This window comes from Vibrio sp. 10N.247.311.14 (assembly GCF_041467715.1).
GTDB classification, from domain to species: domain Bacteria; phylum Pseudomonadota; class Gammaproteobacteria; order Enterobacterales; family Vibrionaceae; genus Vibrio; species Vibrio crassostreae_C.
In genome coordinates, this window is the sequence record NZ_JBFSVE010000028.1 from 43,792 (window position 1) to 65,790 (window position 21,999).

Annotated in this window: 17 protein-coding genes; 6 read left to right on the forward strand and 11 right to left on the reverse strand. The window is 45.5% G+C overall.

The window, feature by feature from the left end; translation table 11 throughout:
• Position 1: 1 nt before the first annotated feature.
• The 5 genes from parE to nudF form a co-directional block, all read right to left on the reverse strand.
• Positions 2–1,882: a DNA topoisomerase IV subunit B gene (parE, locus tag AB6F11_RS12075; RefSeq protein ID WP_017061428.1), complete on the reverse strand. Its 1,881-nt coding sequence runs from the start codon at positions 1,880–1,882 to the stop codon at positions 2–4.
• A gap of 239 nt (positions 1,883–2,121) precedes the next feature.
• Positions 2,122–2,727 (reverse strand): esterase YqiA, encoded by a 606-nt coding sequence (yqiA, locus tag AB6F11_RS12080; RefSeq protein ID WP_017061427.1) that lies wholly within the window; start codon positions 2,725–2,727, stop codon positions 2,122–2,124.
• 15 nt (positions 2,728–2,742) lie between these two features.
• Positions 2,743–3,567 (reverse strand): 3',5'-cyclic-AMP phosphodiesterase, encoded by an 825-nt coding sequence (cpdA, locus tag AB6F11_RS12085; protein ID WP_017061426.1) that lies wholly within the window; start codon positions 3,565–3,567, stop codon positions 2,743–2,745.
• 59 nt (positions 3,568–3,626) lie between these two features.
• Positions 3,627–4,067, reverse strand: coding sequence for a DUF1249 family protein (locus AB6F11_RS12090; RefSeq protein WP_102393655.1), 441 nt, complete (start codon positions 4,065–4,067; stop codon positions 3,627–3,629).
• Between the two features lie 4 nt (positions 4,068–4,071).
• Positions 4,072–4,701: an ADP-ribose diphosphatase gene (gene nudF, locus AB6F11_RS12095; RefSeq protein ID WP_017061425.1), complete on the reverse strand. Its 630-nt coding sequence runs from the start codon at positions 4,699–4,701 to the stop codon at positions 4,072–4,074.
• Positions 4,702–4,926: 225 nt separating this feature from the next.
• Here nudF and tolC point away from each other — a divergent pair, with 225 nt between their 5' ends.
• Positions 4,927–6,252, forward strand: coding sequence for an outer membrane channel protein TolC (gene tolC, locus AB6F11_RS12100; RefSeq protein ID WP_017061424.1), 1,326 nt, complete (start codon positions 4,927–4,929; stop codon positions 6,250–6,252).
• Between the two features lie 114 nt (positions 6,253–6,366).
• Here the strand turns inward: tolC and hldE are convergent, their stop codons facing one another.
• The 3 genes from hldE to AB6F11_RS12115 all read right to left on the reverse strand — a co-directional run bounded on the left by hldE (position 6,367) and on the right by AB6F11_RS12115 (position 12,250).
• Positions 6,367–7,797 carry a bifunctional D-glycero-beta-D-manno-heptose-7-phosphate kinase/D-glycero-beta-D-manno-heptose 1-phosphate adenylyltransferase HldE gene (hldE, locus tag AB6F11_RS12105; protein ID WP_102393656.1) on the reverse strand — a complete coding sequence of 477 codons (1,431 nt, stop codon included), beginning with the start codon at positions 7,795–7,797 and terminating at the stop codon, positions 6,367–6,369.
• Between the two features lie 121 nt (positions 7,798–7,918).
• Positions 7,919–10,768: a bifunctional [glutamate--ammonia ligase]-adenylyl-L-tyrosine phosphorylase/[glutamate--ammonia-ligase] adenylyltransferase gene (glnE, locus tag AB6F11_RS12110; protein ID WP_102393657.1), complete on the reverse strand. Its 2,850-nt coding sequence runs from the start codon at positions 10,766–10,768 to the stop codon at positions 7,919–7,921.
• A gap of 225 nt (positions 10,769–10,993) precedes the next feature.
• Positions 10,994–12,250, reverse strand: a complete 1,257-nt coding sequence (locus AB6F11_RS12115; protein WP_102321460.1) for a methyl-accepting chemotaxis protein — start codon at positions 12,248–12,250, stop codon at positions 10,994–10,996.
• Positions 12,251–12,347: 97 nt separating this feature from the next.
• Between AB6F11_RS12115 and AB6F11_RS12120 the strand changes: the two genes are divergently transcribed.
• Positions 12,348–13,097: a potassium channel family protein gene (locus AB6F11_RS12120; protein ID WP_102393658.1), complete on the forward strand. Its 750-nt coding sequence runs from the start codon at positions 12,348–12,350 to the stop codon at positions 13,095–13,097.
• Between the two features lie 51 nt (positions 13,098–13,148).
• On the opposite strand, the gene AB6F11_RS12125 is transcribed toward AB6F11_RS12120, so the two are convergent.
• The gene (locus AB6F11_RS12125) at positions 13,149–14,666 is read right to left on the reverse strand and encodes an inorganic triphosphatase (protein WP_102321462.1); all 1,518 of its coding nucleotides are present in this window, start codon (positions 14,664–14,666) and stop codon (positions 13,149–13,151) included.
• 207 nt (positions 14,667–14,873) lie between these two features.
• Between AB6F11_RS12125 and AB6F11_RS12130 the strand changes: the two genes are divergently transcribed.
• The 3 genes from AB6F11_RS12130 (at position 14,874) to AB6F11_RS12140 (ending at position 17,762) form a co-directional block, all read left to right on the forward strand.
• Positions 14,874–15,554, forward strand: coding sequence for a TIGR00153 family protein (locus AB6F11_RS12130; RefSeq protein ID WP_010434644.1), 681 nt, complete (start codon positions 14,874–14,876; stop codon positions 15,552–15,554).
• Positions 15,555–15,682: 128 nt separating this feature from the next.
• On the forward strand, positions 15,683–16,945 hold the full coding sequence (locus tag AB6F11_RS12135) for an inorganic phosphate transporter (RefSeq protein WP_017061418.1): 1,263 nt from the start codon (positions 15,683–15,685) through the stop codon (positions 16,943–16,945).
• Between the two features lie 205 nt (positions 16,946–17,150).
• The gene (locus AB6F11_RS12140; protein WP_017062917.1) at positions 17,151–17,762 is read left to right on the forward strand and encodes a TIGR04211 family SH3 domain-containing protein; all 612 of its coding nucleotides are present in this window, start codon (positions 17,151–17,153) and stop codon (positions 17,760–17,762) included.
• 105 nt (positions 17,763–17,867) lie between these two features.
• Here the strand turns inward: AB6F11_RS12140 and AB6F11_RS12145 are convergent, their stop codons facing one another.
• Together AB6F11_RS12145 and AB6F11_RS12150 are read right to left on the reverse strand one after the other, a co-directional pair.
• Complete coding sequence (locus AB6F11_RS12145) at positions 17,868–18,881, reverse strand: general secretion pathway protein GspB (protein ID WP_102393659.1); 1,014 nt, start codon at positions 18,879–18,881, stop codon at positions 17,868–17,870.
• On the reverse strand, positions 18,881–20,551 hold the full coding sequence (locus AB6F11_RS12150; protein ID WP_198592375.1) for an ExeA family protein: 1,671 nt from the start codon (positions 20,549–20,551) through the stop codon (positions 18,881–18,883). The genes AB6F11_RS12145 and AB6F11_RS12150 overlap by 1 nt, the downstream gene beginning before the upstream one ends.
• A gap of 36 nt (positions 20,552–20,587) precedes the next feature.
• On the opposite strand from AB6F11_RS12150, the gene AB6F11_RS12155 reads away from it, so the two are divergent.
• Complete coding sequence (locus tag AB6F11_RS12155) at positions 20,588–21,904, forward strand: multifunctional CCA addition/repair protein (protein ID WP_102332763.1); 1,317 nt, start codon at positions 20,588–20,590, stop codon at positions 21,902–21,904.
• Positions 21,905–21,999 lie beyond the last annotated feature (95 nt).

Consider the following 21,999-nt stretch of genomic DNA (forward strand, 5'->3'; position numbering starts at 1 on the left):
ATTATACCTCGGCCATATCACCGTTAGTCTGTAGCCATGTACGGCGATCATCTGCACGTTTCTTACCAAGCAGCATGTCCATCATCTCGTTGGTTGCTTCGCTGTCATCAATCGTTAACTGCACAAGGCGACGAGTGTTTGGATCCATGGTGGTTTCACGCAACTGAAGTGGGTTCATTTCACCCAGACCTTTGAATCGTTGCACGTTGATCTTGGCTTTCTTCTGCGATAGTCGCTCAAGCACACCGTCTTTCTCTGCGTCATCGAGTGCGTAGAACACTTCTTTACCGCAATCGATACGATACAGAGGAGGCATTGCCACATAGATATGACCCGCTTCAACTAATGCATGGAAATGGCGAGTAAACAAAGCACACAGCAGTGTCGCGATATGAAGACCATCCGAGTCCGCATCGGCAAGGATACAGATCTTACCGTAACGCAGGCCGGATAAATCATCGTTGTCCGGGTCGATGCCTAGAGCCACCGAGATGTCGTGCACTTCTTGCGAAGCCAATACTTGGTCTGCTGACACTTCCCATGTATTTAGGATCTTACCGCGAAGTGGCATAACTGCTTGGAACTCACGATCACGTGCTTGTTTAGCAGAACCACCCGCCGAGTCCCCTTCCACGAAGAAGATTTCGGTACGGCTTAAGTCTTGAACTGAACAGTCAGTTAGCTTACCCGGCAGTGCTGGGCCTGAAGCGATTTTCTTACGCACAACCTTTTTGCTTGCGCGCATACGGCGGTGGGCATTCGCAATACAAGCTTCTGCTAGCTGTTCTGCCAGTTGTGGCTTTTCGTTCAACCACAGGCTAAACGCATCTTTTACCACACCAGACACAAACGCAGCAGTTTGACGTGAAGACAAGCGCTCTTTTGTTTGACCAGCAAACTGCGGATCTTGCATCTTCACCGACAGTACGTACGAACAGCGATCGAAGATATCGTCGCCCGTTAGCTTAACGCCACGCGGCAGCAAATTACGGAATTCACAGAACTCACGCATTGCATCAAGAAGACCTTGGCGAAGACCGTTTACGTGTGTACCACCTTGTTTAGTCGGTACTAAGTTCACGTAACTTTCGGTGATCATGTCGCCGCCTTCTGGCTGCCAGATGATCGCCCAGTTTGCCATTTCTGTTTCAGCAACGAATTCGCCAACATACGGTTCTTCAGGCAGCAAGGTGTAACCTTTCACGCCTTCGGCAAGGTAGTCTTTTAGACCATCTTCATAGAACCATTTATGCTCTTCACCACCGACTTTGTCGATAAAGGTAATTTCTAAACCTGGGCAAAGCACTGCTTTTGCACGTAGGTTGTTAATCAGACGAAGTGTCGAGAATTTAGGGCTATCGAAGTACTTAGGATCAGGCCAGAAATGTACTGATGTACCACTGTTACGATGACCACAAGTGCCCGTCACAGTAAGCTCTGTTACTGCATGACCGCCTTCAAGTGCGATCTCGTGAACCTGACCTTCTCGGCGTACGGTCACTTCAACACGTTTTGACAGCGCGTTTACAACCGAGATACCTACACCGTGCAGACCACCAGAGAACTTATAGTTGTTATTCGAGAATTTACCGCCAGAGTGGAGCTTAGTTAAAATCAGCTCAACACCTGAGATCCCTTTTTCAGGGTGGATATCGACAGGCATACCACGGCCGTCATCGGTAACTTCTAACGATTGGTCTGCATGAAGTACCACTTTGATCTTCTTAGCGTGTCCCGCTAGTGCTTCATCGACCGAGTTATCAATGACTTCTTGGGCAAGGTGGTTAGGTCTTTCTGTCTCGGTATACATTCCCGGGCGGTGTCGCACAGGGTCGAGACCTTCAAGTACCTCGAGGTCTTTTGCATTATATTGTTCAGTCATAATACGGAGTTTACTCAAAAAGTTTGCGTCAGTTCGCTGGCTCCAGTTTCACTAAAGCAGAATCATTACTATGAACCGTCATAGTAGAGCGAACGAGCGAAGTATTGGGGAATATAGTCTGGAAGCTGAGTAATGATGTCAAGCTAGTTCAAAAACTAAGACATCAAACTATGATATTTCACCATTGATAGATGAAATAACAGGCAAACAAGAGAAAATCACTTGGTTGGTGGAACAGATTAAAGATTTAGAAAGGTGATGATTTGTTGTGGGTAGCGTTCAAAATCAACAAAGCTATGATCCCCGCCCTCTTCTACTGTCTGTGTTGCACCTTGGTACTTCTCTACCGCTTGTCGGTAATCCAGAACTTCGTCTTCCGTTTGCTGAAGTAACCAGAAGTCGCTCGGCTTAGCGATAGCCGAAACCTCTAACGCCTTCAGTTCATCAATATGTTTTGTTTCCAGTACATATCGTTCATCTGTGTATGGGTTTACTTGTTCACCTAAATAGTCAGCAAGAAGCTCATACGGCTTCACTGCTGGGTTTACAACCACCGCTTTAAAACCATAGTGGCTATTCAGCCATGTTGAAAGATAGCCACCCAGCGAGCTACCGACCAACGCTATTTGATATTGCTCTTTGTATTGCTCCACCAGCTGCTGTAAATGAAGTGCCGCTTGTTGAGGGAAACTCGGCAGTTGAGGGGTTACGACTTTAATATCAGCGCGATGCTCCGCACAGTAATCTGCCATCACATTCGCTTTATGAGAACGTGATGAGCTGTTAAATCCGTGAATATAGAGAAGCAGCGATGGCTTATTAGCTTGTTGATTAGAGCCTGGCATCAATAACCGCCTTCATTAGTAACCAGCAGCCTTAAAATCAGGCAAGAACTGCCCATGAGGCAGACGACGAACTTGCGTGCTAACGGTACCGTCTTGATGTAATTCAATCTCTCTCCAGCCCGGAGACAAAGTATCAACCGCGAAGTCATCTGAGTTAGGTTTGAATTGCACACAAGTCGACGGTGTTGCCATGACTTGTACACCATGATGATCTCGGTTCATGTCTTGATGAACGTGACCACACAGTACGGCTTTAACATTGGTGTGCTGTTGAACCACATCCCAAAATTGATCGGCGTCTTTTAGGTTATGTTGATCTAACCATGCGCTGCCAACCAACAATGGATGGTGGTGCAATAGAACCAAGGTATTACGTTCAGGGAACTCCGTCAGCTTCTGTTCTAATAGGTCAAGCTGTTGATCGCTGAGGCGACCATGAGGCACACCAACCACCTGCGAGTCTAGCATCACCATCTGCCAGTTATCGCCTAGCAAGACATGCTCAACACACTGTATTTGTGGTGATGGTAAAACACTGCCCATATTAGGCTTAAAGTCATGGTTCCCTGGCAGCCAATAGCATGGCTTTTCCAAAGGCTGAATCCCTGACTCAAATTTCTGGTACGACTCAGCACTGTGATCTTGAGATATATCACCGGTTGCTAAAATCGCTTGATAGTCAAAGCCCTGACTAACAATGCCATCGACTACAGCACGAAAGCTATCTTGAGTGTTGATGCTTAATAAGCTGCCATTGCTCGGCGCAAATAAATGCGTGTCCGTTAGCTGCACAAGCTTAATAGTGCTCTCATCAAATTTTGAAGTGTGTGATAATTCCAAAATAACAAATCCAGATACGTTACTGTTTAGACTTTAAAAGTGTTGATAAATAGGCTCAATTAAAAGGCAATTGGGGTTCGGCTGATACCCGTTTTTAAACAAAACGTTAACCATTCCCCAAGAAATTTATTCAATTGAAATTTCTCGTCCTTTTGCAGAAGCTTAGTGTTGGGATAGTCATATTTCGCTTTGACTCGCGAAAAATCCCCGCTAGCGCACACTTCTGCAACTCGAGCGTCGTGATATAGCCTGACAGACATTTTTGGCAAAGGAAACACTGGCATCGCGTCACTCTGACATATATCTATTAATGTGGTGTATTTTGTGACCTCATTCACTGTCAATTGATACACCATATTAACGGCTTGGTAACAGCGAACGTCACCAACCTCATGCCCAACCGGTAACAAAGCGTTCAGTTTGGCATAGTTAGTCTCGTAAACTCGCATCAATTCAGCAAGATCAACATGATACGTTTTTTTGACCGCGATATTTGGCATGACGTTAATCTATCCACTCTGACTGTAATTCTTGGTAGTTCAATTGTAGCCACTGTAGCGCAATGATCGTGGCTCCATTTTCAAATACACCATCTTTTACCAACTGATAAGCAGCTTCGCGACTCATCACTTGTACACGAATGTCTTCACCTTCGTAGTCCAATCCGTGTACCCCTTTGGCTGTCGTTGCATCAACACAGCCAACAAAGACGTCGAGCTTTTCAGAGCAACCACCAGATGAAGGATAATACGAAGTAATAGGCAATACAGATCCGACTTCGACTCCGGCTTCTTCCATTGCCTCACGACGAGCGACATCTTGTGGTGATTCATCGGTATCAATGATCCCAGCAACAATTTCGTATTGCCATGGGTTCTCATGCTCTAGGGCACCAACACGGATCTGTTCGACGATCACAACTTCGTCACGCACAGGATCATAAGGTAGCAAAGCGGCAGCATGTCCACGCTCAAACATCTCTCGCTCTATTGGTTGGCTCCAGCCGCCCTCAAACAGTCTATGTTTAAATGTGTACTTAACCATTTTGAAAAAACCACGAAACAGCGTCTCTTTTGAGACTATTTCCACATCTTGCGGAGTAAACTCATGTCGTTGATTGTCATACTGTTGCATTTGGTACCTCACTAAGTGATCTTTATAGTTTACTCATTGTCCGAGTTAACTACCAAGGATAAGGTTCAACTTTTTATATAAAATTTATAATTAAAGTTAAGTTTTAAAAAAAATATTGCACAAGTGGACAGTTAACTGTAAAAAAGTGCAAAGTTTCGAGTAAATTACCACCAAACTGGGTTAAACTCTTCTAAAGAAAATTCCATAAAAGGCAGGAATAGGAAAATGAAAAAACTGCTTCCACTATTTATCAGTGCAGCAATTGGCAGCCTGAGTTCGTCAGCTTTTGCTGATACGCTAGCTGAAGTTTACGACCAAGCAAAACAGAACGATCCACAACTTCTTCGTTCAGCAGCGCAGCGCGATGCCGCTTTTGAAGCAGTAACGTCAAGTCGTAGCTCTTTGTTACCGCAAATCAACCTAACAGCAAACTACGACATTAATCGTGGTGATCGAGATACATCAGGTGTTGGTAATTCAAGCATTGATAACAACACTTGGGGAGCTGCTATCGGCTTCAGCCAAGAGCTTTACCAGCGTTCTTCATGGATCACACTAGATACGGCAGAGAAAACCGCTCGTCAATCTGATTCAGCTTACGCGGCAGAACAACAAGCCTTGATCCTTCGTGTTGCGACAGCATACTTCGAAGTGCTTCGCGCTCAAGATAACCTAGAATTTGTTCGTGCAGAGAAAGCAGCGGTTGCTCGTCAACTAGAACAAACTAAGCAACGTTTTGAAGTAGGTCTTTCAGCAATCACCGATGTACATGATGCGCAAGCTCAGTACGATGGTGTTTTGGCTGATGAAGTTCTTGCAGAGAACGACCTAACGAATAGCTACGAAGGTCTTCGTGAGATTACAGGTCAGGAACACTCTAACCTAAGCATCCTAGATACTGATCGTTTCTCAGCAAGCAAATCTTCTGAGTCTGCAGTTGCACTTGTTGAACAAGCAGAACAAAAGAACCTTAGCTTATTGGCTGCACGTATCTCTCAAGACGTAGCAAAAGACAACATCTCTCTAGCAAGCTCTGGTCACCTACCAAGCTTAACCCTAGATGGTAGCTACGCTGTTTCAGATCAATCAAACAGCACCCAAGATTACGACCAAGACAACCTAAACATTGGTTTGAACTTAGTTGTACCTCTATACACGGGTGGTAACACAACTTCATTGACTAAACAGGCTGAATACAACTACGTTGCAGCAAGTGAAGATCTAGAAGCAACTTACCGTAGCGTTGTAAAAGACGTACGTGCATTCAACAACAACATCAGCGCTTCGATCGGTGCTCTACGCGCTTACGAACAGTCTGTAGTTTCTGCTCAGTCTGCTCTAGAAGCAACAGAAGCTGGTTTTGATGTAGGTACTCGTACTATCGTTGACGTACTAGATTCGACTCGTCGTCTATATGATGCGAACAAAAACCTTTCAGATGCTCGTTACAACTACATCCTAAGTGTACTTCAGCTTCGTCAAGCAGTTGGTACGCTAAGCGAACAAGACATTGTTGATGTAAACGCAGGTCTAAAAGTAGCAAGTAAGTAACTCTTAATTACTCAAGTTACCGTTACAAAAATGCCGCTCATTGAGCGGCATTTTTATTATCGATTAAAGCGAGATTTACTGCCTAACTAAAAGCTTAACGCCAAAAACTAAAAACTAGCCTCGACCACCTTTAATCGCTTTAATGATTTCAGTGGTAGAGCAACCATCTTCAAAGTTAAGTACTTTCACTTCACCACCAGCAGCAATCACTTCCGCACCACCAGCAATCTCTTCAGGCTTGTAATCACCACCTTTCACAAGAATGCTTGGCAGTACCTCAGAGATTAAACGTTGAGGGGTATCTTCAGAGAATGGCACAACCCAATCAACTGCACCTAAGCCAGCCAATACCGCCATACGACGATCAGTTGGGTTCACAGGGCGACCAGGGCCTTTCAAGCGTTTCACTGATTCATCGGTATTTACCGCAACGATCAAACGATCGCCCAGCTCAGCCGCGTGATTCATGTAAGAAACATGACCAGCATGTAGAATATCAAAGCAGCCATTGGTCATCACCACCTTCTCGCCTTTCGCACGAGCACGCTTCACCGCTTCAACCAGTGCCGCTTCAGAGATAACACCGTAGTCTGTGTCTTGACTACCGTGAATCGCTTCCGCTAGCTCAATCGTGGATAACGTTGACGTACCTAGCTTACCAACAACGACACCAGCTGCAGCGTTCGCTAATGCACACGCCTCATCCAATGGCTTACCAGCTGCAACAGACGCAGCCAGTACTGAGATAACCGTATCACCAGCACCAGTTACGTCGTACACTTCTTTCGCTTGGGTTGGCAAGTGGAATGGTGCCTGACCTTTACGTAATAAAGTCATACCATGTTCACTACGAGTCACTAGCAATGCTTCAAAATCAAACTCTTCGATCAGTGCGAGTCCTTTTTCGATCATTTCTTCTTCAGATTTTACTTTGCCAGCCACCAACTCGAACTCAGCCATGTTTGGTGTAAGCAACGTTGCTCCACGGTAGCGTTCAAAGTCTGCGCCTTTCGGGTCGATAAACACAGGAACTTTTGCTGCGCGCGCTTTTTGGATAAAGCTCTGCACGTGCTCCAACGCACCTTTTGCGTAATCAGATAGAATTACCGAGCGCACATTTGGAAGCGCTTGCTCCATACGAGATAAAACCAGCTCAGGATCCGTATTCTCAAATTTATCTTCAAAATCAAGGCGAATTAGCTGCTGACCACGGCTCATCACTCGCAGTTTAGTAATGGTTGGGTAATCTTCTAACTCAACGAAATCACATTTAACCTTTAGTGCGCCTAAGGTATTTTTTAACACCTCAGCAGGCTCATCTTTACCGGTCAAACCAACGATATGAGCATGGCCACCAAGAGAAGCAATATTCATTGCTACGTTGGCTGCACCACCAGGACGCTCTTCGTTATTTTCTACTTTTACAACGGGTACAGGCGCTTCTGGTGAAATACGGCCAGTTGGACCATACCAGTAACGGTCAAGCATTACGTCACCGACAACAAGAACGCCTGATTGGCTGTAGTCAGGTAGAATTGGTTTCATTATGGATCTCCAAAAATCGAATCTGGCTAGAGTCTAGCACACTGATTACAGAGGCTAAACTATAGATAAATGAGTAAAAGCCTATCAAGATAGGTACATCCGTCATTACTGTATGACTGGGTTATGCTTCCATCCACTGCTTCCATGCTTGAACAACATGTTCTCTTTCCATTTCAAACTTTTCAATCGCCACATCCGCATCAAGATTAAGTAGATTACGGTGGTGGATTTCATCTCTTAATGTTGTATAAGCATGGGTCAATGCCATACCTTGTTGCTCGTCCATTATCCCTTGCGACAACAAGCTTTCAAAGATTCTCACATTGTCACACCAACGAGTAAGCTTAGGTTTCTCGTTGCTGTATCTCAGCACTAAGTATTGCGCCAAGAACTCAATATCAGTAATACCGCCCGCATCTTGTTTAAGCATGAATCGATCGGCTTTTTTACCGCCTAAATGGCCACGCATTTTTTCACGCATATCCACAACTGACTTTTTGAGTGTTGCCTCATCTCGTGGCAAGCACAAAACCTCATGCCTAGTTTTGTTAAACGCAGATACCAATAAGTCATCACCGTAAATCATACGAGCACGAGTGAGGGCCTGGTGCTCCCATGTCCACGCGTCATTGTGCTGATACTCGTCAAAGGCATCGGTTGGACTCACCAATAGACCAGATGCACCAGAAGGGCGTAGGCGAGTATCGACTTCGTACAAAATGCCAGAAGCAGTTCTGGTCGAGAAAATATGAATAATACGCTGCGCTAATCTTAAGTAGAATTGGCGTCCATCGATCTCTTTCTTTCCATCAGTATAGATGTGTACCGGGCAGTCGTGCATGAACACGATATCGAGATCGGAGTTATAACCAAGCTCCCAACCACCGACTTTGCCATAACCAACGACAGCAAAACCGCGACCTTCGCGATCTTTAACATGGGTCGGTTCACCAAACTTGGCGGATACTTGTAACCAAGCTTGATTGACCCCCGCCTCCACAATGGCTTCTGCTAAGTAGGTCAGGTGATCACTGACCTTCATGACAGGTAGAGCACCCGCAATATCCGCGGCTGCAATTCTCAATATACAGGTCTGCTTAAACTGACGCAGACCTTCCATCTGTTGCTCCATATCATCTTCAGGGATACGGGCTAGATAATCACGCAACTCGGTCTTGTAAGACTCTAAAGGCACGGGATTGTAGAGTTGCTGAGGGTCGATAAGTTCATCTAACAGAATTGGATAACGACCCAACTGCTCCGAAATCATCGGGCTTGCCGTACACAGGCGAACTAGCTGAGTCAACGCGGCAGGGTGTTCATCTAGTAGTTCAAGGTAAGTGGTACGCGTAACGATTTTATGCAGCAGATGCAGTACTCGCGACAAACCAAACTCGGCATCCTTAGCGGTGTACAGCGCTTGAAACACTTTCGGCATCAGTCGATTGAGGACTTCCCGCCCACGAGGGCCAAGAGTCTTTTTAGCCAAATCGGCTTTAAACTGAATGATCGTTTTCGCCGCATCAGGCGGGCTCGCGACCGCAATGTCGTGTTCCAACACGTGCTCAATTACATCGGGTTTATGGGCCATATCCCACAACTCGCTAAAGTGGCTCGCGATCGGATTAGCGTCATCTTCATCAACGCCAATTAGGTCTTCGAACACGGTATGTACATTCGCCATATGGGCGCGAGTTGCCACAATCAAGCTATCCCAATCGGAAAATTGCATGGCAACCGCAAGCTGCAGTTGTTCGAATTCACCGTCAGGTAAGGTTTGAGTTTGCTTATCAGCCATGGCTTGTAACAGGTTCTCAAGGCGACGCAAAAACAGATAAGCTTCACGTAGGTGCCCCACCTCTTCAGACTCTAGCAGATGAAGGGATTCAATCGCACTTAAGGTTTCGAGTAACCCTCGACCGCGTAAGCTAGGCTCGCGTCCACCACGAATCAATTGGAAGACTTGTGCGATAAACTCAACTTCACGAATACCACCAGAGCCAAGCTTGATGTTGTTCGAGAGACCACGACGACGCACTTCGCTGCTGATCATAGACTTCATTCGGCGCAGAGATTGAATCGCACTAAAATCAATATAACGGCGGAACACAAACGGGCGTAGCATTTGGCGAAGCTCTTGATACTCAGGGTACATCTCACTGCCCATCACACGCGCTTTGACCATAGCGTAGCGTTCCCAATCGCGACCTTGTTCTTGATAGTAATCTTCTAGCGCAGCGTAACTCATGACCAGTGGACCACTCTCACCGAATGGACGCAGGCGCATGTCTACTCGATAACAGAATCCATCGAAGGTTTGCTGATCAAGCGCCTTAATAATACGTTGCCCGAGACGTGTAAAGAACTGCGCATTGGCAATGCTGCGTCTTGCACCTTGGGTTTCACCATTCTCTGGGTAGGTGAAGATCAGATCGATATCGGAAGAGAAGTTAAGCTCACCGCCCCCTAGCTTGCCCATACCAATGATCAACATCGGCTGTGCTTCGCCTTGTTCATTACAAGGTGTGCCCCACTCTTTACAACAAATATCGTACTGCCATTGGTAGGTTTCGAAGATCATCGCCTCAGCCAACATCGATAGATGATTTAGGCTCTGCTCTAGCTCCCACGAACCCATAAAATCACGCCAAGCAATGTAGGTCATTTCTCGATTTCGGAATTGACGCAGCACGCGCTGACCGCTCATTTCATCGGTGCAACTAGAAAGTAATTCAGCCAAGCGTTCTCGGTATCCTTCAGCGCGTTCTTCGCATGCCAACATATTAGGTAAGTCACCACATAAAACCGTATCACGCTGCAGGCAATCACCAATAAAACAGCTTAAACCGAGTACACGTTTAAGATCTTCAGTCAGTGGCTCAGACCAAGTATTGATGGCTTCACTTTGATGCTCTAATAATTGCTCAAAAGCAGACTGGGAGTGAGTGATGAGTTGAGAAGGCAATGGCATGTTTCTTCCTTGTATAAGCTGCGCGCCGAACAATCGGTTTATCGATTCAGTTCTTCAATAACGAGTTTTCATAACCAAAGATAAGTTATACCAAAGTTACGCCAATAAAAAACGCCCACATTAGCAATGTGGGCGTTTTATCGATTAACTTATCTGGTTGAGCTTACAACCGAGAAACAGTCTCTGGGAATTAGCCTTTGACGGATGAAGATTGGGTGCTGAGGACTAAACCTTAAATTGCTTAATCTTACCGTCGAGTTCTTGCGCGTTACTTTCCATAAGCTGAGAGGTCTCGAGCAGTTCACCAACCACCACAACTGAAGCTTCAACAAGCTCGCGTACATTGGTCAGGTTGACGCTCATCTCTTCAGCAACACTGCTCTGTTGGCCTGCAGCGGTCGCGATCTGGAAGTTCATATCATTGATTTGATTGACTTGGCTTACAATGCCGTCAAGCTCACTTCCCGCGTTAGTCACCAGATCAACACCTTCAGCCGCTTCAACAACACTCTTCTCCATCAGTTCTACCGCAGAGTTAGCGCTGCTTTGTAGATGACTGATCATGTCTTGAATCTCTACCGTCGCTTGCTGAGTGCGCTGTGCAAGGTTACGAACCTCATCAGCAACAACCGCAAAACCACGACCCGCTTCACCGGCACGTGCCGCTTCAATTGCAGCGTTCAATGCTAGTAGGTTTGTCTGTTCTGAAATGCCTTGGATAGTACCAACCACACTGCCAATTGAGTCAACGCGTTCTTCTACTTGGTTTACCGCTGCTGCAGATGCTGCGATATCTGAAGATAGCTCACTCATCTTAGACACTGATCCTTGAACGAACTTCTGACCAGTAAGAGCTTGGCCTGATGCCTGTTCAGTCAATGACGAAGCGCTTTGTGCATGCTCAGCGACAGTTTGCACCGTCGACGTCATCTCACTCATTGCTGTTGCCAGTTGATCGATCTCGTTGAACTCTTCTTGAGCTGACTCTTTGGTTTCAGACATGCTGATGGTCATCACTTCCGTCAGAGCAAACAGCTCATCAGAAGAGGCCACCTGAGTTTTGATCATGTCGTTCAGTTGGACGCGAGTTTTTTCAAGTTCGCGTGCCACATCGCCGTATTCATCTTTACAGTCCATTTGAATCGGCACTGAAAAGTTCTTATCTGCCATGGTTTTAATGGCGTCATTAAGGTATTGAGTCTGGCGCAGCATAACGCGCGCCGCTGCTAACAGAAGAACCACAAACACAATGATCATCAAGGCTGTTTGCCAAGCCACTTGAACTAGGTAAGTCTCGTAATGCTGTTGTGCGACTTGCGCATTGTTCGTTACAGCAAGCAATGAATCGTAAAACGTACTTGCGTCCCATAGCTGCTTCGAAATGATCAAGATAGTGCTGAATATCATCAACATGACCATTTTTGGAACGAGACGAACGTCAGAGATTACCCTTTCCCACGGCTTGAATGACAGTTTAGTCATTGTCAGTTCTCCATTAATTCTTATATATTGATGGCTTCTATATCCGCGAGGTGGCTATGTCAGTCAAAGTTCGCGATTTATTTTGAGCCTCGTATGAATGTTGAATAATACCAAAGACGCCACCAAGCCGATGAGCTTATTGTCACTGATTCTCTCTTTCTTAGCGTTATTTGTGATCTCAGGCTTATTGTTCGTACCGATCGATAAAGAATCGAAACAAGTCCTTATCGGCCTCGATTTTATAATCTGTAGTGTTTTTCTTTTTCAGCTCACAATTGATCTATTTAGATCACAAAACAAAAAAGAATTTCTAAAAGTACACTGGATCGATTTCTTAGCAAGTATCCCAATGATCGAGCCTCTTCGTTTCGCCCGTATTTTTCAAATTCTGCGAGTCATCTTAGTTCTGCGTTCAAGTAAACGTATTTTCAGAGAGTTATTTCGTAATAGGAAAGAGACCACTTTCGCTTCCATCATTCTGCTTTTGGTGATCTTACTGACTATCGGTGCTGGCACGATCCTGCTATTGGAACACAAAGATCCGAACGCCAACATCACCACTGGCCAAGATGCTTTATGGTGGGCTTTCGTTACCATCAGTACGGTGGGATATGGCGATCATTATCCAGTCACGAGCTCGGGAAAATTAGTCGCCTCTCTGGTGATCATTTGCGGTGTCGGTGTGTTTGGTATGATTTCAGGCTTGATTACTTCTTTGATCACCTCCCCAACTCATCATGAGAATCAACGAGCGGAAAACAAAGAGAAACACCTTGAGAAGATCATCGAGCAGCAACAGAAAATCTTAGAGCGACTCGAAAAACTTGAGCAACAAACAAAAAAATAGGGCCCGAGCCCTATTTTCAAATTCATACTTCTATTGATACAGGTATCGAGTTTAGTCTTGCCAGTATGGCTCAACCTCAACACTGATTTGGCGTGTCTGTTCCATCGCATGCAGAATGGACACTTCTTGACGAGCTAACCAACGCTCTAGCTGAAGCTTCTCATCGCCTTCCAGCTTCTCAGTCAAAGGCTCTAATGTTTTAAGTGCCAGCAAGTCATCAATGCCTTGCACCATATCGGCCCATGGCAAGCGGAAGCTGTTTCGTTCATCGTCATCATACAAACTCGCGAAACCAACGCCAGAATACAGATTACGCATCAAACGGTATTGCTGATCAATATACGCTTGGCTAGTCATCACTCGCTCTGGCGGGAAAGCTTCCATCAAATCGGCCCATGTGCGATCGAGTTGCTGCACGGAAAACCATTCGATACCACGAGCCATTTGCTCACGTGCTTTTTCATCTAAGAAAGGTTGCCAGCCACGAGACAAGATCCAACGGCTCAGATCTAATAATAACCCAGTGTATCGAGCAGAACTCAGCAAGGTAAGCAGATCTTCACGATCTGGCAGTTGCTCTTGCATCTCTTTAAGCTCAGCGACTAAGAACTTACGCGCATCGAGTTTACGTAGTACATGGCCTTTATCTTCCAGCAAGTCTTCGAAGTGATCATAGCTTTTCAGCCAGTCGAGCTCTTGCTCAAGCCACTTCAACTCTTGACGTAAAATCGCACTTGCTCGTCTAGGGACAATGCCGCCATAGATAGTGAAAGTTTGGCGAATAAAACTCAGCGAGTGACTGATCTCATGCAAAGCTTCAATCGATTGACGCTCTGTGAAAATCTGCTCGTGATAATGCCAATGAGCGAGAGCATGCTCTAAAGATTGAATAAAACACGATTCAACGGTATCACTTTTGTCAGTATCAACTAAGGTCAAAGGAGTAACTTCATCTCCTTGATAACCTTGAGCAAGACGGTAACCCTTAGCTGCTTTACTTAGGTTACCCAAACGCATGCCACCTTGTTCGCAGAATTGGCGAGACAATGTAAATAGCGCATCCGTTTGACCGGATTTAAGTTCCAATTCGACTTCGCAAATCGGTTCTTGCAGGTCGCCTGATTCAACAAAGCCTTGATCGAATGCGACCTCGACTTGGCTACCATCAGGCATACCAATCAACCACTGCTCACGCGTGAAGTTGGTAGAGAACAGAGGAGTCAGCTCAGCTTGCAACGTTTCGATGTCTTTACCTGTTGGCCAGATATCCTCTGGGTGCAGGGCTAGCTTAGGTTCGTTGCTGTCGTGTTCTGCATTGTATTCAGGCCTTTGATGCAGGCCAGCAACCACACGACCAGCAGTCTTTACGGTTTGTACAAATACGTCATCAAAGCGTCGAATGCGTAAGCCTGTATCGTGCTTACGTAGCCAGTTGTCAGCGGTGTCAAAGTAGATGTTACCTAGCTCACGACAACTGTGCTGAAGTACTTTAGTTTCAGCAATTTTATTGCGTAAAGTCTCTGAAAATTCAGGAGAAACAAAAAACTTCAGTTCTATCTCGGTTTCCATAGTTATACCTTTCTGTGAAGATAGGGACAGGATATTGTCAATTTGAAAAGTCGGCAAGTCAGAAATATCGCCCTTATGATGATCTAAAACAGTTTTAATGAGAGATTGATTAGGTTAACATGCGCGACTTTGTAGCCATCGCTTAACATTTCACCATGAATATGGTGTATGTTGTTTTAAGGTTATTATTTATTAGGTTGGATGACCATGCCAGTAAATACAATTATGGGGTTATTTGCAAAGTCCCCAATTAAACCTTTGCAGCGTCACGTAGTATGCGTGAACGAATGTTGTTCTCACCTAGTTAATTTCTTTGAAGTTTCTTCAAAAGGTGACTGGGAAAAAGCATCAGAAATTCGAGCTCAAATTTCTCACCTTGAGAAAGAAGCTGACGTACTAAAACGTGAAATTCGCCTTAAACTTCCTCGTGGTTTGTTTATGCCAGTTGATCGCACCGATATGTTGGAGCTATTAACGCAACAAGACAAACTCGCAAACCTAGCGAAAGACATTGCTGGCCGTGTATATGGTCGTCAACTTGTCATTCCTGCTCCTATGCAAGAAAACTTCATCGCTTACGTTAAACGTTGTCTAGATGCAGCGAACCAAGCACAAAACGTAATCAATGAATTAGACGAATTACTTGAGACTGGCTTTAAAGGCCGTGAAGTAACACTCGTTGCCGAAATGATTCATCAATTAGATGTAATTGAAGATGACACGGATGCGATGCAGATCGAACTACGCCAACAACTAATGGCAATTGAAGGCGATCTGAATCCAGTTGATATCATGTTCTTATACAAAATTCTTGAATGGGTTGGTGGTATTGCAGATCAAGCACAGCGTGTAGGCGCTCGTCTTGAAGTAATGCTTTCTCGATCTTAAATCATACGTTAACCATATAACAAAGAGCATTTTTTGAACAAACCACTTATGCGCTGAGTATTCCTCTCGCTGAGCGGTTTTTTGCGTCTAAATTTGTTCCGCTTGTTATCAAACAACTAGGTATTACGATGGATATCCTTGCTAACTACGGCACTGTCCTGATTATTGTTGCAGCAGCTTTCGGTTTCTTGATGGCTATTGGTATTGGTGCAAATGACGTTGCGAACGCAATGGGCACCTCAGTAGGCTCTAAAGCTTTAACCGTTAAACAAGCGATCATTATCGCAATGATCTTTGAATTCGCAGGTGCTTACCTTGCGGGCGGCGAAGTAACAGACACGATCCGTAAAGGTGTTATCGAAACGTCTCTATTCGCTCATCAACCAGATGTACTTGTGTACGGCATGATGTCAGCACTTCTTGCTGCTGGTACATGGCTACTTCTCGCTTCTTACATGGGCTGGCCGGTTTCTACGACTCACTCAATCATCGGTGCAATCATCGGTTTTGCGTGTATTTCTGTAGGTACTGAAGCTGTAGACTGGAACAGTGTTCAAGGTATTGTGGGTAGTTGGATTATCACACCCGTTATTTCCGGCTTCTTCGCTTACGTCATATTTGTAAGTGCTCAACGACTGATTTTTGATACAGAGAACCCGCTATTTAACGCGAAACGCTTTGTACCGGTATACATGTTCATTACAACAATGGTAATTGCACTTGTAACCATCAAGAAAGGCCTTAAGCACGTTGGTCTTCACCTAAGCAACACTGAAGCATGGGTTTGGGCTGCTGGCGTTTCTGCGCTTGTAATGATCGGCGGTTACCTATACATCCAGAAGAAATTCGCTAACCGCGAAGAAGACCACGGCTTTGCAGGTGTTGAAGGCATCTTCTCTGTACTCATGGTTATCACAGCTTGTGCGATGGCATTTGCACACGGTTCAAACGACGTTGCGAACGCGATTGGTCCACTGTCTGCTGTTGTATCAACCGTTGAGCACATGGGTGAAATCACAGGTAAGAGTACTATCGCATGGTGGATTCTTCCTCTAGGTGGATTCGGTATCGTTGTTGGTCTTGCAACAATGGGTCATAAAGTAATGGCAACCGTTGGTACTGGTATTACAGAACTAACACCAAGCCGTGGCTTTGCTGCACAACTTGCAACTGCATGTACGGTTGTACTAGCTTCAGGTACTGGCCTTCCAATCTCTACTACACAAACACTCGTTGGTGCTGTTTTAGGTGTTGGTTTTGCTCGTGGTATCGCAGCACTAAACTTAGGCGTTGTACGTAATATCGTGGCTTCTTGGATTGTGACACTACCTGCAGGTGCTCTACTTGCTGTTGTGTTCTTCTACGGAATTCAAGCTGCGTTTACTATGTAATCGCGACTGCGTTAGTGAATACTAGCGTCAGAACAGTGTGAGCTTCAGTAACGATATGTAAATGCCATGTCATTATTGACTCAAACGCACAGAAAGGGAGGCTTTGCCTCCCTTCTTTGTTGCACCGCATAAAGAAACTAAATATTATTTGCTGATTGAGGCTGACTCATACGCCTACCCAATTTGAATCGTTAAGGGATTTACTGTGAAAAAACTGATTAGCTTAGTTTTGTTCGCAATGCTTGCGGCTCCAGCTGCCTTTGCACAAGACCGTTATATTGCTGACAAACTATTTACTTATATGCATTCTGGCCCAAACAACACATTCCGTATCATCGGTAGTGTTGATGCTGGTGAAAAGATTACATTCCTACAAACTAACAAGAGTACGGGTTACACCCAAATTCAAGACAACCGTGGCCGTAAAGGTTGGGTTGAAAGCAAGTTTGTAAGCACTCAAGAAAGCATGGCACTGCGTATGCCTAAGCTAGAGAAAGAGCTGACGGAAGTTAAAGGCAAGCTAGCGAATGCTCGTCAGAGTGCTGACAGCGAAAAAGCTGGCCTAGCAAGCTCTCTAGATTCTCGTAACAAGCAGATTGCTGAACTAGAACAGAACTACAGTGAAATTAGCCAACAGCTAACGAGTTCTCAAACAGAGAACCGTGAACTGCGCGCTAAGCTAGACACTCAAAAAGACGACCTACTATTGAAGTACTTCATGTACGGTGGTGGTGTTGCGGGTATTGGTCTACTTCTAGGCCTTGTTCTGCCACACATCATGCCTCGTCGCAGAAAATCACCAAACGGTTGGGCGTAGACTTAACGCTTGTATCAGGTACAGTAAATTCAGTATCGAATATCAAAAAGGAGCACCGAGGTGCTCCTTTTTATTTGTCTGTTATCTAAATACGTATAGAAATCGCTAACCTTTCCACTCGTACAGAGCCGGGATTTCTATCTTCTGTTGATTGAACTCTATGATCACTGATTGTGGCTTAATCTCTAGTAATTGAATGTCTTGTCCAATCCAATCTCCTTGCGCCACTTCTTGGCCGTTCACTTTTACCCAACGTTTGGTCTCGCTGCTCGAGTACATATGAGTTTGTAGGTCTAACTTAGGAAGGACGCCTGATAAGCTATTGGTGTGCGTTTCCAACTCAATAACCTGAGAGCCTCTTTGCCCTGCGGGTCTAGAGTCCATCGGCTCAGGAGTGCTTTGTTGCTCCCCCATAATGGATTCAAGCTTCAATGCCAAATCAGGTGGCAACTCACTGAGGTCTAGCCCTTGCAGCAGATCACTGTCCGATTGTAAGTCACTATTTGATTGCTGATCAGTGCTTGATTGCAGAGCAGTCGTTTCATCACTCGCGCCTGGCTGAACGGATGACGATTCAGAACTGGCTGTCATTTGAGTGTTGTTATCAGCATTAGCGAAGATCACTGCTGAGCCACCAGCGGTGTTTGCACGATTAGCGCCAGAATCAATCTGTGCATACATCTCTTGGCGTGGCAGTGCTTTCAAAGGTTGGCTTACTGGTGCTGGGCGAACTGCGAATAATACTTCATCTTCTGCATCCACTGACACAGCATCCACATTGGCTATATCAGCACCAGCGATTTGAGGCTCAAGGTCTGATTGAGATTTTGATTCAGGCAGAATCACCAACGCAGCTTGGCTAGCCGAGTTTTGTTGTTGGTTATACGATTGATAAGCCAGAACACCACCCACCAACAAAGAAGGCACTAAGATAAGCAGTAGCCCCATGGCTAACGATGCGCCTCGTTTATTGCTAATCCCTTTAACAGAACTTGGCACATGATGATTTTGGTAGCCTTTGAAGCTGGGGCTATTAAAAGATGATTGTTTAAGAGACGCTTGGTTAAGAGGCGGCTGCTTAGCAGACGACTGATTAAGCTCATGCATAATGCGTGACATTAACTTGCGCCTCCATCGAGTGACATCAACTTAGGCGAATCGAGTTGAGCCAATCTTTGTAATCTTGCCAGTGTGCGTTTTCCTGCAATGCCATCGACAGACATCCCTTGCCACATTTGAAACGCTTCAATTTTCATTTTTAACTCATAGTCAAATACATCACTGCCCGATACGTCTTCACCCAAAACTTCAGACAATAGCAGATCAAGCAGTGCAATCGCCTCGCCTTGGTAACCCTCTTTGAGCGTCTCTCTGAGTGGCTGTTTCCAAATCGCGACATAATCACCTTGCCAGATTTTCTTTAAGGTACGCTTTGGCATCACCAAGAGCTTTTCGTTAACGAGGAGCTCGACAGACTCCTCAGACGCACCATAAAGCACAGCAAACACTGGCTCTTGATCGATATCCAGATTAAGGACCACGGGTACGCCAAGCTCTAACAATGTATCCAAATTTGACTGTTGTTGCTCGCACACAAAGACACTTTGCGGCTCACTTAAGCACAAGCCATCACGCAGTGAAGACTGATACCCCCAGAGCGTATACAAATCTTTGATAGCTAGAGAACGATTGGTTCCCTGCATCAAGTGCTGTTGAATATCTTGTGGCAAAGCAAACTTGGAAGGTTTTGGCTCAGCAACCAACTGAGGTTCATTCGCCACCAAAGAGCGCTGAGTCTGTGCAGACACTTCTGTTTTCATTTCACTTGAAGTCTCAACCGACTGCCATGAATTGATATAGCTTGGAGCAAAATTAAAGGTCGCCATTGCGAGGCCGACACTTAATGTAGCAATCCCTGCGTATTGGAATAACTTAGGTACTACGTGAGAAGCTCGAGGTTTTTCGACATGATACACATCGGCTTGAAACGACATAACTTGCTGACACGCTCGGTTAACCGTTTCATTGTTCGGTAATGGCTCACCATCATGAAAAGCCAATTGCAGGGCTTTGTCACACACCAAGTTAATGAGCCTTGGAATACCATGAGTATATTGGGCGATCAGCTTGATTGAACGATTCGAAAACAGCATCTGCTCGCCACCCGCCGTTTCCAAACGAAACGCGATGTACTTGCCAGTTTCTTCAGTATTAAGAGGCAGTAGGTGATAGCGACCTGTAATGCGCTGAGCTAGCTGACGTAATTGAGTGGTTTGTAAGTGCTGTTGTAATTCCGGTTGGCCGACCAACAGTACTTTTAACAGCTTGCGACTGTCAGTTTCTAAGTTGGTCAGAAGGCGCAGCTGCTCCAACACATCAGCTGCGAGATGTTGGGCTTCATCAATCACCAATAAGGTTTGAATGCCTTCAGCATGACTATCGAGCAGGAAGTGATGAATGGCCTGACTCAGCTGTTTCAACGATGCTTGTTCAGGGTACTCGACCTCAAACTCATCACAGATAGCTTCCAGTAAATCCGTATTCGAAAACGTAGGGTTGAGTATAAGGCCAGCTTGAGTCTGATTATCGAGTGATGACAACATCGCTTTGGCGACCGTTGTTTTTCCTGTACCGACCTCACCAGTAAGCATCGCAAAGCCCCCACCTTCGCCTAAACCGGCTTGTAGGTTCTGCATCGCTTCTTGATGGCGCTGACTCAAAAACAAGTAGCGAGAATTTGGTACAATCGAAAATGGCATCTCAACGAAGCCAAAATATTCCTTATACATGTGCTGCCCTATAATTACGATTAATGGAAAGTACCATTGCTTGCAGTAAAGTCCAGCAGTGATAAAACATTTCGAGGTGATAAGTTGCAAATTTACGATAGCCTACCAAAAGACAACGGGCTACAACGCTATCTAGTCGGTGGAGCAGTGCGCGATAAGCTGCTCAATATTGATAGTTATGATAGAGATTGGGTCGTGGTAGGGAGTACCCCTCAAGAGATGGAAAACCTTGGCTTTACTGCTGTGGGAAAAGATTTCCCGGTATTCTTGCACCCAAAAACCAAAGAAGAGCACGCACTGGCTCGCACTGAGAGAAAATCAGGCTCTGGTTACACAGGCTTCGAATGTTACTTCGCGCCAGACGTGAGTTTGGAAGAAGACCTGATGCGTCGAGATCTGACCATCAACGCCATTGCTCAAGACGATAAAGGCCAGCTTTACGATCCTTACCATGGCCAAAAAGATCTCTCGGATCGTATCTTAAGACACGTTTCAGACGCTTTTGTTGAAGACCCTCTTCGTGTACTGCGTGTGGCTCGCTTCGCCGCCAAGCTTCACCATCTTAACTTCACGGTTGCACCTGAAACCATGGATATGATGAGTGAGATCGTCCAATCTGGTGAGCTGGCACACCTTACTGCAGAGCGAGTTTGGCAAGAGTGGCATAAGTCTCTTAGTACACCGCACCCTGAAGTGTTCCTCTCTGTATTGAAAGAGTGTGGTGCATTGGCAGTCGTATTACCTGAGATTGACGCTCTATTTGGCGTCCCTCAACCTGAAAAATGGCACCCTGAAATCGACACGGGTATTCACACTCTGATGGTTGCTCAGCAAGCCGCACTATTAAGCCCATCGCTACCGGTACGCTTTGCAGCTCAAGTGCATGACTTAGGTAAAGGCGTCACACCACAAGCTGAATGGCCAAGCCATAAAATGCACTGCCACACAGGTGTTAAGATAATCAAGAAACTGTGTGAGCGAGTGAGAGTGCCCAATGAGTTCAGAGACCTTGCGTTGTTAGTGTGCGAGCAACATTCTAATATCCACCGCGCAGGCGAGCTCAAACCAACCACCTTTCTCAAGGTTCTCAACAAGTTCGATGTTTGGCGCAAGCCAGATAGGCTCGACGATATACTACTTTGCTGCCAGGCCGACCACGCAGGCCGAAAAGGATTACAAGATCAGCCTTATCCTCAAAAAGCGCGCTTTGAAGTCGCCTACCAAGCGGCGCTTCAAGTCGAAGTAAAAGCGATCATTACCGATGGTTTTAAAGGCAAAGATATTCGAGAAGAACAAGAGAAACGCAGAGCCATCGCAATTGAAAACGCCCTATCAGAACTCGCTAGCAGTTAATCGTCGCCGCTCTACCTAAAACGTATAAAAAGCCCGCAGTTTGAAGTGACCCCGTAAAGTTGGACATTTCTGTTAAGCGGCTTTCAAGGCCTGAG